The organism is Enterobacter sp. N18-03635, assembly GCF_004006055.1.
Lineage (GTDB): Bacteria > Pseudomonadota > Gammaproteobacteria > Enterobacterales > Enterobacteriaceae > Enterobacter > Enterobacter vonholyi.
In genome coordinates, this window is sequence record NZ_CP034769.1 from 2,274,923 (window position 1) to 2,289,208 (window position 14,286).

The 14,286-nt window shown below is 58.6% G+C and carries 13 protein-coding genes; 7 read left to right on the forward strand and 6 right to left on the reverse strand.

Annotated elements, in window-relative coordinates; all coding sequences use genetic code 11:
* Position 1 precedes the first annotated feature (1 nt).
* Positions 2 to 913 (forward strand): LysR family transcriptional regulator, encoded by a 912-nt coding sequence (locus ELK40_RS11585; protein WP_127730943.1) that lies wholly within the window; start codon positions 2 to 4, stop codon positions 911 to 913.
* Here the strand turns inward: ELK40_RS11585 and ELK40_RS11590 are convergent.
* Positions 904 to 1,788 (reverse strand): LysR substrate-binding domain-containing protein, encoded by an 885-nt coding sequence (locus ELK40_RS11590; RefSeq protein WP_008501665.1) that lies wholly within the window; start codon positions 1,786 to 1,788, stop codon positions 904 to 906. The genes ELK40_RS11585 and ELK40_RS11590 overlap by 10 nt on opposite strands.
* Before the next feature lie 113 nt (positions 1,789 to 1,901).
* Here ELK40_RS11590 and ELK40_RS11595 point away from each other — a divergent pair, with 113 nt between their 5' ends.
* Positions 1,902 to 3,392 (forward strand): UbiD family decarboxylase, encoded by a 1,491-nt coding sequence (locus tag ELK40_RS11595; RefSeq protein WP_127730945.1) that lies wholly within the window; start codon positions 1,902 to 1,904, stop codon positions 3,390 to 3,392.
* Between the two features lie 25 nt (positions 3,393 to 3,417).
* Here the strand turns inward: ELK40_RS11595 and ELK40_RS11600 are convergent, their stop codons facing one another.
* From ELK40_RS11600 to opgC, 5 genes are read right to left on the reverse strand one after another with little or no spacing between them, the layout of a single operon-like run.
* Positions 3,418 to 3,843 (reverse strand): ATP-binding protein, encoded by a 426-nt coding sequence (locus ELK40_RS11600; protein ID WP_127730947.1) that lies wholly within the window; start codon positions 3,841 to 3,843, stop codon positions 3,418 to 3,420.
* Positions 3,844 to 4,182, reverse strand: a complete 339-nt coding sequence (locus ELK40_RS11605; RefSeq protein ID WP_023292380.1) for an STAS domain-containing protein — start codon at positions 4,180 to 4,182, stop codon at positions 3,844 to 3,846. It abuts the gene before it with no gap.
* On the reverse strand, positions 4,172 to 5,386 hold the full coding sequence (locus ELK40_RS11610; protein ID WP_127730949.1) for a SpoIIE family protein phosphatase: 1,215 nt from the start codon (positions 5,384 to 5,386) through the stop codon (positions 4,172 to 4,174). Before ELK40_RS11610 ends, ELK40_RS11605 begins: the two co-directional genes overlap by 11 nt.
* Before the next feature lie 9 nt (positions 5,387 to 5,395).
* Positions 5,396 to 6,295 (reverse strand): hypothetical protein, encoded by a 900-nt coding sequence (locus tag ELK40_RS11615; protein WP_115876070.1) that lies wholly within the window; start codon positions 6,293 to 6,295, stop codon positions 5,396 to 5,398.
* Positions 6,296 to 6,306: 11 nt separating this feature from the next.
* Complete coding sequence (gene opgC, locus ELK40_RS11620) at positions 6,307 to 7,524, reverse strand: OpgC domain-containing protein (RefSeq protein WP_127730951.1); 1,218 nt, start codon at positions 7,522 to 7,524, stop codon at positions 6,307 to 6,309.
* Between the two features lie 280 nt (positions 7,525 to 7,804).
* On the opposite strand from opgC, the gene ELK40_RS11625 reads away from it, so the two are divergent.
* Genes ELK40_RS11625 through ELK40_RS11645 form a run of 5 tightly spaced genes read left to right on the forward strand, consistent with a single transcriptional unit; the run spans position 7,805 to position 14,282 of the window.
* Positions 7,805 to 9,631, forward strand: a complete 1,827-nt coding sequence (locus ELK40_RS11625) for a cellulose synthase catalytic subunit (RefSeq protein WP_127730953.1) — start codon at positions 7,805 to 7,807, stop codon at positions 9,629 to 9,631.
* Positions 9,618 to 10,937, forward strand: a complete 1,320-nt coding sequence (locus ELK40_RS11630) for a DUF3131 domain-containing protein (RefSeq protein ID WP_127730955.1) — start codon at positions 9,618 to 9,620, stop codon at positions 10,935 to 10,937. Before ELK40_RS11625 ends, ELK40_RS11630 begins: the two co-directional genes overlap by 14 nt.
* Positions 10,934 to 12,481: a DUF3131 domain-containing protein gene (locus ELK40_RS11635; protein WP_127730957.1), complete on the forward strand. Its 1,548-nt coding sequence runs from the start codon at positions 10,934 to 10,936 to the stop codon at positions 12,479 to 12,481. The genes ELK40_RS11630 and ELK40_RS11635 overlap by 4 nt, the downstream gene beginning before the upstream one ends.
* Complete coding sequence (locus ELK40_RS11640; RefSeq protein ID WP_127730959.1) at positions 12,466 to 13,860, forward strand: DUF3131 domain-containing protein; 1,395 nt, start codon at positions 12,466 to 12,468, stop codon at positions 13,858 to 13,860. Before ELK40_RS11635 ends, ELK40_RS11640 begins: the two co-directional genes overlap by 16 nt.
* Positions 13,857 to 14,282: a globin gene (locus ELK40_RS11645; RefSeq protein WP_127730963.1), complete on the forward strand. Its 426-nt coding sequence runs from the start codon at positions 13,857 to 13,859 to the stop codon at positions 14,280 to 14,282. The genes ELK40_RS11640 and ELK40_RS11645 overlap by 4 nt, the downstream gene beginning before the upstream one ends.
* The last annotated feature ends 4 nt before the right edge of the window (positions 14,283 to 14,286 follow it).

Below are 14,286 nucleotides of genomic sequence, written 5' to 3' on the forward strand. Positions count from 1 at the left end.
GATGACGCCCATCTCTGATATGGACATAGACCTGATCCTGACCCTGGACGCCCTGCTTCAGGACAGGAATATCACCCATGCGGCCGCGCGGCTGGGCATCAGCCAGCCCGCGCTGTCCGCCCGTCTGGCGCGTCTGCGCACGCTGTTTGGCGAACCGCTGTTTATTCCCTCCCCGCATGGACGCGGGGTATTGCCCACGCCGCGAGCGGAAGCGCTCAGGCCGCAGGTGGCAAGCGTGCTGCGCGGCATCAGCGCGATGTTTGCGCCCACCGCGTTTGATGCGCAAACCAGCAGCCGGACCTTTGTTATCGCGCTGCATGAGAACCCGGCGCTGATGCTCGGCACCGGGCTGCTTAACCAGGTGGGAACCGACGCCCCCGGAATCCGCCTGCGCTTCGCCCTGCCGGAGATGGTTGACCTGCCGCAGCAGCTTGAAAACGGCGATGTGGGCATCTACATCGGCGTGAGCGCGGGCGCCCATGACGGCTGGGTGAGGCGCAAACTCCTCGACGACGCGTTTGCCACCGCCCAGCGCAAAGGCCATCCGCGCGGAACAGGTCCGCTGGATCTGGAAAGCTACTGCGCGCTTTCCCATCTGGTGGTGTCGTCGGCGGGAGATCCGTTTACCGGCTATGTCGACCAAACCCTCGCCGGGCTGGGCTACCAGCGACACGTCGCCATGTCCACCCAGAGCTACGCCGTGGCGCCTGCGCTGGTTGCCGGTACCGACCTGGTGTGCACCCTGCCGGAACGGATGCTGAAGCTGTTTGCCAGCACGCTGGATCTCTTTGCACCACCGCTGCCGCTCCAGCCGATTACCATCAACATGTACTGGCACCCGAAAAACAGCCAGGATCCGGCGAATGCCTGGCTGCGCGAACAGCTGCTGCGGGCCGCCGGACGTCAGGTGTGATCGAGCGTTACCAGAAACTTTTTAAGCACCTCTGAGCGAATAATCCGGTGGCAAACCAGGGTAAGTTCGCTCTCCCGCAGCCGGTCGAGGATGTCCACGTAGACGACATTTTCGACGCTCACCGCCTTTGCCGACGCGGGGAGCAGCGCCAGCCCAAACCCCGCCGAAACCAGGCTTATCACCGTGGGCACGTCGGTCGCATTCTGCACGACGTCCGGCTGAAAGCCCGCTCCGCTGCAGGCATCATAGAAGTACTGCTCCAGCCCCATTCCCTCCGGATCGCGCAGGGAGATCCATTTTTCGTCTTTTACCGACGAAAGCGTCAGCGCGGCGGAGCCGGCCAGTGGATGCTGACGATACAGCGCCAGCACCGTTTTCTCCGAGGCAAACGGGCGGCTTTGCAGATCGTCCGGCAGCGACGGCAGCGGCGCGCGGATGATGGCCACATCCAGCTGGTTGCTCTGCACGGCGGCGTAGAGCGTCTGCACGTTTCCCGTCATCAGGGACATGGTAATGGCCGGCCAGCGGCTGTGCATCTGGCGAAGCGCGGCGGGCAGCCTGCCGTCAAACATCGCGCTCGACACGCACCCGAGGTTTAACACGCCCTGCTCGCCCCGTGCCGTTTGTCTGGCGTCCAGCACCGCCTGTTCGGTCAGCGAGATGGCGAGCCTGGCCTTTACCAGGAACGCTTCGCCCGCGGGCGTCAGGGTTAAGCGGCGATTCGCCCGGCTGAAAAGCGTGACGCCTAAACGTTCTTCCAGCGCCTTTATCTGCTGGCTCAGCGCCGGTTGCGCCATGTTCAGACGCTCGGCGGCCCGGTGCATGTGGAGCTCTTCGGCCACGACGATGAAGTGGCGCATCTGACGAAACTGCACGAGACGTCTCCCTGTATTGATATAAATTTCATTATCAATTTAACAGTAATGATGCAATTGATGCTATTGGTCATTGCCATAAAAATGGAGGGATTCAACCGAGGGAGGAAAATATGGAACACAAGATTAACGATCTCCGCAGCGCCATCGCCTTACTGCAGCGCCACGACGGGCAGTATATTGAAACCGATCGTCCGGTCGACCCCAACGCCGAACTGGCGGGCGTCTATCGCCATATCGGCGCAGGCGGCACGGTCAAACGCCCAACCCGCACGGGCCCGGCGATGATGTTCAACAGCATTAAGGGCTTTCCGCACTCCCGCATCCTGGTGGGCATGCATGCCAGCCGCGAGCGCGCGGCGCTGCTGTTAGGCTGCGAGCCTTCTGAACTGGCAAAGCACGTCGGCCAGGCGGTGAAAAAGCCGGTTGCGCCGGTTGTCGTTCCGGCCGCGCAGGCTCCCTGTCAGGAGCAGGTCTTCTATGCTGACGATCCTGACTTCGATCTGCGCAAGCTGCTTCCGGCCCCGACCAACACGCCGATTGATGCGAGTCCGTTCTTCTGTCTGGGACTGGTGCTGGCAAGCGATCCGGAAGACAGCTCGCTGACGGATGTCACCATTCACCGCCTCTGCGTGCAGGAGCGCGACGAGCTTTCCATGTTCCTTGCCGCCGGGCGCCATATCGAAGTGTTCCGCAAAAAAGCAGAAGAGGCAGGAAAGCCGCTGCCGGTGACGATCAACATGGGTCTCGACCCCGCCATCTATATCGGCGCGTGCTTTGAGGCCCCTACCACGCCATTTGGTTACAACGAGCTGGGCGTCGCCGGGGCGCTGCGCCAGCAGCCGGTCGAGCTGGTGCAGGGCGTGGCGGTCAAAGAGAAAGCCATCGCGCGGGCGGAAATCATCATTGAAGGCGAACTGCTGCCGGGCGTGCGCGTGAGAGAGGATCAGCACACCAACACCGGCCACGCGATGCCGGAGTTCCCGGGCTACTGCGGCGAGGCGAACCCCTCCCTGCCGGTGATTAAAGTGAAAGCCGTGACCATGCGAAACCACGCGATCCTGCAAACGCTGGTGGGACCGGGGGAAGAACATACCACGCTGGCCGGACTGCCGACGGAGGCCAGCATCCGTAATGCCGTTGAAGAGGCAATTCCGGGTTTCCTGCAAAACGTCTATGCCCATACCGCAGGCGGCGGCAAGTTCCTCGGGATACTGCAGGTGAAAAAACGCCAGCCGTCAGACGAAGGACGTCAGGGCCAGGCGGCGCTTATCGCCCTGGCCACCTATTCGGAGCTGAAAAACATTATTCTTGTCGACGAAGACGTGGATATTTTCGACAGCGACGACATCCTCTGGGCGATGACCACCCGCATGCAGGGCGATGTCAGCATCACCAATATTCCTGGGATCCGCGGCCACCAGCTGGATCCGTCCCAGTCGCCGGATTACAGCACCTCGATTCGCGGAAACGGCATCTCCTGCAAGACGATCTTCGACTGCACGGTGCCGTGGGCGCTGAAGGATCGCTTCGAGCGTGCGCCGTTTATGGAGGTGGATCCGCGTCCGTGGGCGCCGGAGCTGTTTGCTGGCAACGCGAAATAAAAACACCGCGCGTATGGCCCGCGGGTCATACGCTGATTTTCTTTTCAAGCGTGGCGATGTTTTCACCCGTCACGCGTTCCACAGTGAAACGATCGACGCTCAGCAAAATGAGCATCAGCCCCCTGCCGCTCTCCAGCAGCGGCGAGATTTCACAAAAACGGTCTCGCCTGGCGGCCTCAAGCCGCTCCAGCGGGAACGCGTCACCCGCGTCGGTAAAAACAATGCAGACATCGCTGCCGCGGATGTCGAACCGTACGCTGAATGCGCGCGAGGCATCCTCATGCAGCGCGTGGCGGATGATATTCGTCGCCACCTCACAAACGGCGAGATCGAGCGCGAAACGCCACTCGTCATCTACGGGAAGCGCCCTCAGCCGCTCTTCCAGCCAGCCGGCCAGCGGCGTCAGGGAACCGAGCACCGCCGGAAATTCTGCCTGCACCGGCGTCTGCATCTACTGCCCCAGCTGCGCAAGCGCGCTGCTTTTATCCGGATAGATACGGAATATGCGATCCATGCGGGTCAGGGTGAACATATTCATTATCCCGGGGTTCAGGGAGCACAGCGCCATGTCGCCTTTCCCGTTCATCAGCTTAAACAACGACACCAGCATTCCCAGCCCGCTGCTGTCGATGAAATCCACTTTGCTGAAGTCGACAATCAAAGCCTTGCGATCGTCGCCAATTTCCTCCGTCACGGACGCTTTAAACGTCGCGGCAACGGAGGCATCCAGCCGCCGGACTGCGGGCGTGAGAATGTTGGCATGCGGTAGTCGTTCGGTGTTAATAATCATTCTGTTCTCCCTGACGCTCGATCACGAGCAGTGAAACGTCATCGGTTAAGGCGGTCGGTTCATCACGATTTGCGTTGCGCCAGCCGGTCAGGTGGTCACCGAACCGCGGCAGGAGCTGGTCAACCGGAAGTCGGGCATGGTCATGAAGCCAGCGTTCGAGACGCTGTGGGCCAAACTGCTCGCCGCTAACGTTCTCACACTCCGTAATACCGTCACTGAATAAGCATAAGCGATCCCCCGAATTGAGGGTAAACGCGACGTCCTCCCAGCTGAGGTCAGGCATCAGCCCCACCGGCGGGCCGCCGTTGCCCACGGACGTGACGGCGCTGTTTGCGTTCACAATGACGGGAGTTGGATGCCCGGCCTGACACAACAAACCCTTCCCACTATCTGGATCAATCACGCCGTAAATGATGGTGAAATAGCTGGTGATGTCGCTCTCTTCACTGCAAAAGCGGCTGTTCAGGATCCTGATCACCTCCGCAGGCGACTGAATGCCGCCCCGATCGGTAAACAAAAAACGGTCTACCACCCGGCCATGTAAGAACTGACGCGCCACCGCGAGGGACATCATCGCGGCCCCCACGCCGTGACCGGACACATCCACGCAATAGAACCCAATGTGAGAATCGAGTGGAAAAATATTGAACACATCGCCTGAGACCCACGCAGACGGCATGAAAAGCCAGTCGGAAAAGTAGTTCCCAAAACGTAAGCGGTGCGAAGGCAGCACCGAGTGCTGAACGCGCGCCGCGAGTTCAAGATCCTGTTCAATCTGATGCAACGCTTCACTCAGGCGCTTGTTGTGCGCCGCGAGGGTCGCCTCCAGGGTCAAAATACGGACCCCGGCGTGGAGCCGCGCCCGCAGTTCATCCTGCTCGACCGGCTTGCTTAAAAAGTCGTCCGCCCCGGCATCAAAGCCCTGCGTTAAATCCCCTGCATTCTCGCGGGCCGTCAAAAGAATGATATACACATAGTGGCCAAACTGACGGTTGCGGATGGTCTGACACAGCGTGAGACCGTCCATTTCCGGCATGTCCCAGTCGCTTATCACCATGCTGATCGGCTGGCTGGACAGTATTTCCAGCGCGGCGACGCCATTTTCCGCCTCGCTCACGATATACCCCCACAGGGTGAGCATTCTGGAGAGTAACCGACGATAAATCAGCGAATCTTCAACGATTAACACGTGCAGCGCCGACATGTATCCCTCCTATAGCGGTAAGAACCAGATGAGGCTCACGGTCCCTTCTCTGAATTTTGCATTCCCGTTTCCGTGCCCCGGATAGCGCGTCCCCGCATAGTTCGCGTACTGGATGGAGAACGAACCCGGCGTATAGCCGGCATAACCGAAGCTGTAGCTGTAATCGCCGTTCCAGGGCTGCTGCTGGCTGCTGTCCGGGAACCAGAATGCCGTCGCGCGAACGAAGAAATGTTGTTTGAAGGTGTAGCCGCAGCCGCCGAGCATGACGTTTTTATTTTTGCGAATGTCATCGCTGCTGAGATCGTAGTAGCGCGGCACCCAGCTGTACCCGACCTGGCAAATGATGGAATCCCCTTTATTAATCAGGAGCGTGTTTTCAACCGGTTTCGGTAGCGAAAACTTATAGGCCAGCGTGAAGGCGCCCTGTTCGAAATAGGTGTGTCGTCGGCTACCCGACGTCCAGAAATGGTTATCGCCGTAGTTGCTGTAAACCAGACTGACGGTGTTGGCGTGCCAGTCATCGTAGCCGAAGCTGTAGCGAAAATCGGCGGTGTAGCGGCTGGTGTCTCTGACCGGCAGTCGGGACGTAATGTTGGCAAACCAGAAGCTGTAGGGGGAATACTGAAGGCTGAGATTTAGCGTCTGGTTAAACTTTTTCTTTTCCGTGGCGGTGTCTGAACTGTTCGGAATGCTCATCCACTGCTCTTTCAGTCCCGAGCTAAAGCTCAGCGCACCTGAGAATTTCTTGTCGTTACCCGAGAACAGGCGCCCCCAGCGGCTGGTAAAGACGCCTGCCTGAACGGGTTCGCCGTTCTTATCGCGCAGGGATTCATTTTCACTGCTTTGTGCCGCCTCCGCGGCGGGTATCGCGGCGAGCAGCACGCCCGCCAGAAGCCATTTTTCGCGCATAACCGCCATCCTTAGTTAGGTATCCAGCGTGCGCCGACGTCGTATTTTGCCATCAGCCACAAAATACCCAGTGCCGCCGCATGCACTAACGTGTTCTCTATCCAGGCATGACGCCATAAGTCGAAGGTGATGAACTGGCTCACCAGCAGCACCACGTACACATGCAAAATAAAGGTATAAAGCGAGTGCTGGCCGAGCGGGATCAGGAACCATCCCAGCAGGCGGTTGAGCGGCGTCCAGCAATACGTCAGCACCAGGTAGACGGTGACCATCAGGGCGATATCGTTTAACACTCTCACCGGGCCCAGCCCGTTCTTCGCCGCCCAGGTGTGATAAAACGAATTGAAGCTGTCAGGAGGGATGACGTGCATCAGCAGCGCGGGCGGCATAAACGGGTTGGTATGGTTCTGGGCGACAAATCCCAGCACCAGCGACACCATGACCAGCGCCACTACCACCCCTTTCCCCGGAGGCGTCCGGGCGAAAGAGAGCAGTTCGGCTTTATACCAGCCGCTGGCCATGCCCAGCACAAAGATGAACTGCCAGGCGAGCAGCGGGAAGGCAAATTCGAATTCCGACGGCGTCAGCCGAAGCGGCCACCGCTGCCACAGGCCGTACACCAGCAGCGACAGCCCCAGCAGCCACCACACTTTTCCTTTTTGCAGCATCCCTAAAAATAGCGGGCTGAGTAGCAGCAAAAAGATATACAGCCCCAGAATTTGCGTCTGATGAGGGCCGATCTGCAAATAGAGGATAATGTTGAACCAGGTCTCTTTAATTTGCGGCGTAACCGGATAAAGCGACCAGCTTTCACCCGAAAAACGGTCGGTAAAATGGGTGACCTCGAAAACGTTAATATGCGGGATATAGGCCAGAAGAATAAACGACACTATGATAATGATATTTACACGATATATTTTCCACGCCCTGAGATAAAGCCCCCAGGAAACCGTGAGCAAAACCAATTTTTGCAAACGCGCGCGGTTCAGCATGCCCAGCATAAACCCCGAGAGAATAACAAAACCTTCTGCACCGGTTGTTAACCCAAAACGCTCCCAGGAGAATATATTAAATACCGACATCACCTCCGTATGCGCCACGACCATCATGACGAGGGCAATGCCGCGCATAAAGTCGATTCTCAGGTCCCTGGCACCTGCAACGGCATACCTCCATGTTGTTGATTTAGCTTCATCTTCTTGCGCTACCGACGGCGCAACATGGCTCATAGGGTGTCCTTTGCCTGAAAACGAAAATTAAGGTCTAAATAAAGTAGATAGCCTAAAGGAATAGTAACCGCAATTTATCGTCAGCAGATGAAAGATATTAAGCAGAATTTAAGCTAAATTAACCACCGCTAAATATTAATAAAAACGTGGCTGGACACTTTTATTCGGCGTTCTACACTTATCTTAAATCTTGTTTAATCGCTATTTTCTTTCGCTTTTGGGCAACTGTCTGCGCAGCAGAATGGGTCTGTATTTTCACGGAATCAGGAACGCCGGAACTATGGATTTTTATTTTTCCCGTTTTGAACATCGTCGTCCTCCGGAACCGTTAACAACACCGCGCTGGGTAATGATGACCTGGCAGGTGTTGGCGGTCGCGGCGCTTATTCTGGGTGCCAATTATATTTACTGGCGCTGGACCGCCTCCCTGAATACTGACGCATTATGGTATGCCATTCCGCTGGTCCTCGCCGAAACCCTGGCGTGGATTGGCACCGTGCTGTTTACCATCAATTTGTGGAAAGAACAGGATCCTCCTCAAAGTCCGCCGCCCGGCGAAATTAACGAATGTCTGTCGCCTGAGGAGGCCGTTGAGCCCCGTCCCGTAAAGGTGGATTTGTTCATTGCCACCTACTCGGAAGACACCGAGCTGGTCAGGCTGTCCATTCGCGACGCCCTGAAGATGACGTACCCGTTCCCGATTGACTACCGGATCCACGTGCTTGATGACGGCCGCCGCCCGGAGATGAAAGCCGTCTGTGAAGAGGAAGGCGTTAACTATATCACTCGCCAGACCAACATCGGCTTTAAGGCCGGCAACCTGCGCAACGGCCTTGAGCAAACCGACGGCGATTTCATTGTTATCTGCGACGCCGATACCCGGGTATTTCCCACCCTGCTCAGCCATACGCTGGGCTATTTTCGCGATCCGGACGTGGCCTGGGTACAGACGCCGCAGTGGTTCTTCGATCTTCCGGAAGGGGAAAACCTGTCGCGCTGGGGCCAGCGAAAAGCCGGAAAAGTGGGCTACGGTCTGGGCTGGCTGATTCAAAAGTGTGTTGGCCCGGTCTCGATAGGCCGCGACCCGTTTTTTAACGATCCGCGCATGTTCTATGACGTGATCCTGCGGCGGCGCAACTGGGCGAACGCGGCTTTTTGCTGTGGCGCGGCGTCCATTCACCGTCGCGAGGCGGTCATGCAGGCCGCGCTGAGAAGCTACGTCTGGTCCGTCGAAGAGGAGATCCATCGTCATACGCGCGACATTCGCGATGAGGAGACCCGGGACGCGCTGCAGAATGCAATGCGTCCGCACGTGGCGTTTGACACCGAGCTAACCCCCTACAAATTCCACGTCTCGGAAGATATTTACACCTCGGTGCTGCTGCACGGTGACGCCGCACGACGCTGGCGCTCGGTTATGCATCCGCGGGTTGAGTCGAAGATGCTCTCTCCGCAGGATATGCTCACCTGGATGATCCAGCGCTTTAAGTACGCCGCCGGCTCGCTGGATATTTTGTTTCATGACAACATCTTCAGCCGTCGCCGCTTCAGGCTCTCTCTGCCCCAGACGCTGATGTATGCCACCACCTTCTGGTCATACATGGCCTGCGTATGGAACACGGTGTTTTTGATTTCACCCATTATCTATCTGTTCACCGGCATTCCGCCGGTGTCCGCCTGGTCGACGCCGTTCTATCTGCATTTTCTCCCGTTTTTTATTTTCTCCGAGCTGGCCTTTATGTTCGGCACCTGGGGGATCTCGGCCTGGGACGGCAGGGCCTCATACCTCTCCTTCTTTTCCATGAACCTGCGCGCGCTCAATACGGTGCTGCGGGGCGAACAGATCAAATTTCACGTCACGCCAAAAGAGCGGCAGACGGGCCGTTTTCTCTACCTGGTGAAGCCGCAGATTGCCATCGTGGTGCTGACCCTCGCAGGGCTTATCTGGGGCGGTATCCAGGTGGCGCGTGGACAGGTGGACGATCCCTCCGGCTACGTCATCAATATTTTCTGGGGAGGGGTGAACATCGCCGCCATGCTGCCGCTGATTTTCGCGGCCATGTGGACGCCCGCTGAAGAGGACGAGGTCCCCAATGAGGATACGTGATGCCCTGCTGCCCGCGCGCAGCTACCTCACCATTTTGCTCGGCTTCCTGATCGGCTTTGCCATTGTGGTCTGGGTGGAGAAACAGATGCCCACGCGCGTGGAAAGCAGCGGCGGCATCGCGCTCAGTAAAGACTTTCCGCCGCTGCCCACAAAACGGGCGCTGACCTATGACGAAGCCATCTGGGCGCGGGTCGCCTGGCAATACTACGTGAATAATACCCAGCCAAACGGCCTGGCGAACGCCAGCGACGGTGAACCGTGGCTGAGCCTCTGGAGCGTGGGAAGCTACCTGTTTGCGACCGCTGCCGCAGAGCAGCTCAACATTATTTCCGCCGATGAGTTTGACGAGAGAGTCAGCACCGCCGTGTTCACGCTGGGGCAACTGCCGCTCAATGACAAAGGTCTCCCCGCCGCCTATTACCATGCGGACACGCTCAAGATCCTGGGCAAGCCTGAGGCCTCCGCAATCGGTCTGAGCCGGCTGCTGACGGCATTACAGACCCTGCTATGGCGCTATCCCCAGCACGCGGCGGCTATCCACGATCTGTTTAGCCTCTGGAACACCGGCGCTCTGATTGAAAATAGCGCTCAAAGTCAGGCAGCCGTGCCGCTCCATCACTGGACGCTGACCGATGACGAACAGCGGGACAGCTTTGGCTACCGTCTCTATGCCAGCCATACGCTGCGCCTGATTGACAGCGCGGCAGGACTCGCGGTGACCAACCCGCCTGAAGGGCAAAAGATGATCGATCTGGATGGCGTAATGGTGCCCGATGAAGGGCTTCGCACGCCCTGGGGCAAGCAAACTTCGCTGATCAGTCTCCCCTATCTGTTAACCGGTCTTGAGCTGGGCTTTGATGCGCAGAGCGCTGAAATTGCGTGGCGAATTATGCAGATCCAGCAGCGGCGCCACGGCCTGCGCGCGCCAAAACCGCCGATCAGCACGGATTATGCCGAACCCGCGCCGGATTACGTTAACGATCTGCCGGACAGGCAGCCGGTACAGGCGCGTAACCTGCGCGACGAGGTGCCGGAGAAAGTGGCGATTACCTCCACCCGCACCGCGTTTGCCTGGTATGCCCTGTTCCGCAACAGCTGGAGCGAAGCGCTGCGCCAGCAGGTTCTGCCGCTTCAGGTGCCGGGTAAAGGCTGGCAGCGCGGGTTAAATCTCAACAACAGCGTCAATGCCGTCGTAGACGCCGATACCAACGCCATTGTGCTGGAAAGTCTGTCTTACATCGCGCATGGCCAGATGCTCTGTCTGGCCTGCCTCTACACTTCCCCCTCAGCAGGAGCAACGCCATGAAGCCACGATCCCCGATCCTTTTTCACCTGCTCACGGGAATAACGATCTGCTGGCTGGCCTTATCGACCGTGCGTGCGGATACCGAGCTCCCTGCATCAGGTTACTCCCCGCGCAGCGGCGAGCTGACCGCCCGGGAGATGACCATCGCGAAAAACGCCTGGCAGTATTTCGTCACCAACTATCAGCCCACGACGGGCCTGGTGAATGCGGTCAACAAATATCCCTCCACCACCATGTGGGACAGCGCCTCCTATCTGGCCGCCCTGACGGCGGCGCGCGAACTCGGGATCGTTGATAAAGCGGAATTTGACCGCCGGATGCTGAAGTTTCTCGCCACGTTAAACACCCTGGTACTGTTCCGCAACGAGCTGCCCAACAAGGCCTATAACACCATCAGCGGCCAGAAGGTGGACTACACCAACAAGCCCGGCGAAATTGGCTTCTCGGCGCTGGATATCGGGCGAATGCTGGTCTGGCTGAAAATCATCAAAGAGCGTTATCCGGAATACGGCAACAGCATTGATAACGTGGTGCTCGGCTGGGATTTCAGCCACGCGATCGACCCCTGCGGCACGCTGTACGGGGCCTATCTGGAGAACGGCCAGCCGAAGTACGTTCAGGAAGGGCGGCTGGGCTATGAAGAGTACGGCGCGGCCGGTTTCCAGCTGTGGGGGTTTAATACCTGCAAAGCCAGCCGTCCGCAGCCTTACGAGCTGGCCGAAATCTACTGCGTGCTGGTCCCGTACGATACGCGCGACCCGCGCAACACGTCGCAGCATAACTACGTGGTGACGGAATCCTACCTGCTCTACGGGCTGGAGTTCGGCTTTGATAAACCGACCGACCGGGATAACGCCCCGCGCGACTACTCCCTGACGTGGATGAAAAACTTTGCCGACCGCGTTTATCAGGCTCAGGAGAACCGCTATACCATTACCGGCGTCCTGACCGCGCGCTCCGAGCACCAGCTCGATAAGGCCCCTTACTTCGTCTATGACACCGTTTTCAGCGACGGGTACAACTGGAACACCATTACCGATAAGGGACAGTTCGTCCCTAACGCTGCCGCGATTTCGCTGAAGGCGGCGCTGGGCATGTGGGTGCTGTGGAACTCCCCTTATACCGACCGCCTGCTCAATACCATTGAGAATGCCAATGAAGAGGGAAAAGGCTACTACGAAGGGCTGTATGAAAACGGCGACGGGCCGATCAAAGAGTTCACCGCGAACAATAACGGCATCATGCTGGAGGCCCTGTTGTTCAAAAAAGAGGGAAAACTGCTGGCCTTCAACACCGACAATCCGAAGAGCAAGGATTTTGCCCCGTCTCTGTGGGATCAAAAGCTGCTCGATCAGTTTGAAGAGAACAACGCGCTGCGCAGCCGTCCGTTCCTGACCAGCACACCGGCCGTAAAAAGCTGGTGCGACCGGACCGGCGTCACGCAGCGCACCAAACCCGCCTGCCAGGCCTGCCAGTGCGCGTCATGCAGCGTGGACGAGCCCGTTAAACTGCCTCCGGTGACTGCGCAATGCTTAAAACCTTAGCCAGAGGGCTTGCGGGATTACTCCTTGCAGGCGCGATCGTCTTTGCGCTGTTTGCCCATCAGGGCGCAGGCTGGCGCTGGCTCATCAATGGCGGCTGGCACTCCAGCGCGCGTATTGCCGCCCTGACGCCGGAAGAGCAGACGTGGGCGGCGATCGCCTGGCGCTATTTCGTCAATAATACCCAGCCGCAAACCGGGCTGGTCAACGGCAGCGACAAACAGCCCCGCGTCACGCTCTGGCAAATGGGCGATACGCTTATCGCCCTGCTGGCGGCCAAAGAGCTTGGGCTGATTGAGGAGGCCGAGTATGACGCTCGCCTGACGCGGCTGATGGGCACCCTCAACCGCATGATGCTGACCGAGGCCCGGACGCCGGGTCGACTCTATTCCAGCCAGACGGCGACGCCGATCGACTTTAGCGGCAAGCCCGTTAAAAATGGCTGGTCCGCACGCGATATGGCGCGTCTGATGCTCGCCCTGCGCCTCACCGCAGAGCGGGAACCGCAGTACAGCGAATACCTGGATAAAATCATTCTGCGGTGGAATTTCTGTCCGGTCATCGACGGCGAAGGCGAACTGTGGTCATCTTCCCTGCAAAACGGCCAGCCGGTGGTGCGCGAGGAGCTGCGCCTGGGCGAGAGCGAATATGCCGCAACGGCGTTTCGGCTGTGGGGGTTTTCCCCGGAGAAAGCGTTTACGCCCCCGGCGCACCACGTCATCATCGCCCAGCGGCGTCTGGCCGTCGATGCCCGGGATCCGCGCACCACGTGGCAACCCTCCCTGATCGCCACCCTTCCCTATATGCTGCCGGGCCTGGAGTTTGGCTGGGAGCCCGAAGGCGTTGCGGCCGATCGGCAAAAGCACCTGCGCAAGCAGGCCGAAAACGTCTGGCTGAGCCAGAAGAGCCGCTGGGAGACCGATAAGATCCTGACGGCCAGAGCAGATTTCTCGCTTCCGCAGGCGCCCTGGCATATCCAGGATACCGTCTGGGGAAATGGCTATGCCTGGAACTCTGTCGGTGACGATGGTCGGGACTACACCCGTTTCGCGCAGGTATCGACCAAGGCGGTCTTTGCCCTGTGGGCCCTGTGGGACACCCCTTACACCGACGTGCTGATGGCGGTGACAAAGCATCTTAACGATCCGCAAAAAGGCTGGTACGAAGGCCGCCAGGAAGCCACGGGCGATACTAACGCTGCGCTCACCCTTTCCACCAATGCCACGGTGCTGGAAGCCCTGTTCTTTAAGCACAACGCGGGCCCCCTGTTTGACGCCCGCCGGGCCAAAAAAGAGAGCTACTTTACGCGCCGTGTGGCAGATGACTATACGCCCGTCGGGCACTGTCTACCGGGCGAAAACGCCGTAAGGAGGACGCCGTGAAATTTTACCGCGATCTGTTTGAATCCAGCCTGAACCGCGTCTTTCCGGATAATGACAAAACGGCGTTTTTCCAGACGTTCTATGACGCCTTCGTTCATATGTCGCCCGAGACGGAGCAGCATTTTTCTCGCCTGCCGGATAGCGAGGGTCAGCAGACCCTGTTTAAGAGTTTCTTCGCCATGCTTGCGGTAGACGGCGCGTTAATCGTGCCTGATTTTCTCGAGCGCCTGGCGCGGGAGCAAGGCGACGACGGTCTCCACCTCCCCCCGCGTTTTTTCGCCCTGTGGCGCGAAGCCATGTTGAACACGGTGAGCCTGCGCGATCCGCAGTGCGACGATGAAATCCTGACGGCCTGGGCCATGGCGATCGCGCCCGGGCTGGAATACCTGCGCCGACAGGCAGAACTTCACTACCGCGCGTAGGAGG

Coding starts and splice junctions, on each gene's coding strand:
- ELK40_RS11630 (WP_127730955.1), top strand. CDS start 9,618: ATGAGGATACGTGATGCCCTGCTGCCCGCGCGCAGCTACCTCACCATT.
- ELK40_RS11640 (WP_127730959.1), top strand. CDS start 12,466: ATGCTTAAAACCTTAGCCAGAGGGCTTGCGGGATTACTCCTTGCAGGC.
- ELK40_RS11625 (WP_127730953.1), top strand. CDS start 7,805: ATGGATTTTTATTTTTCCCGTTTTGAACATCGTCGTCCTCCGGAACCG.
- ELK40_RS11635 (WP_127730957.1), top strand. CDS start 10,934: ATGAAGCCACGATCCCCGATCCTTTTTCACCTGCTCACGGGAATAACG.
- ELK40_RS11610 (WP_127730949.1), bottom strand. CDS start 5,386: ATGTCGGCGCTGCACGTGTTAATCGTTGAAGATTCGCTGATTTATCGT.
- ELK40_RS11585 (WP_127730943.1), top strand. CDS start 2: ATGACGCCCATCTCTGATATGGACATAGACCTGATCCTGACCCTGGAC.
- ELK40_RS11600 (WP_127730947.1), bottom strand. CDS start 3,843: ATGCAGACGCCGGTGCAGGCAGAATTTCCGGCGGTGCTCGGTTCCCTG.
- ELK40_RS11605 (WP_023292380.1), bottom strand. CDS start 4,182: ATGATTATTAACACCGAACGACTACCGCATGCCAACATTCTCACGCCC.
- ELK40_RS11615 (WP_115876070.1), bottom strand. CDS start 6,295: ATGCGCGAAAAATGGCTTCTGGCGGGCGTGCTGCTCGCCGCGATACCC.
- ELK40_RS11595 (WP_127730945.1), top strand. CDS start 1,902: ATGGAACACAAGATTAACGATCTCCGCAGCGCCATCGCCTTACTGCAG.
- opgC (WP_127730951.1), bottom strand. CDS start 7,524: ATGAGCCATGTTGCGCCGTCGGTAGCGCAAGAAGATGAAGCTAAATCA.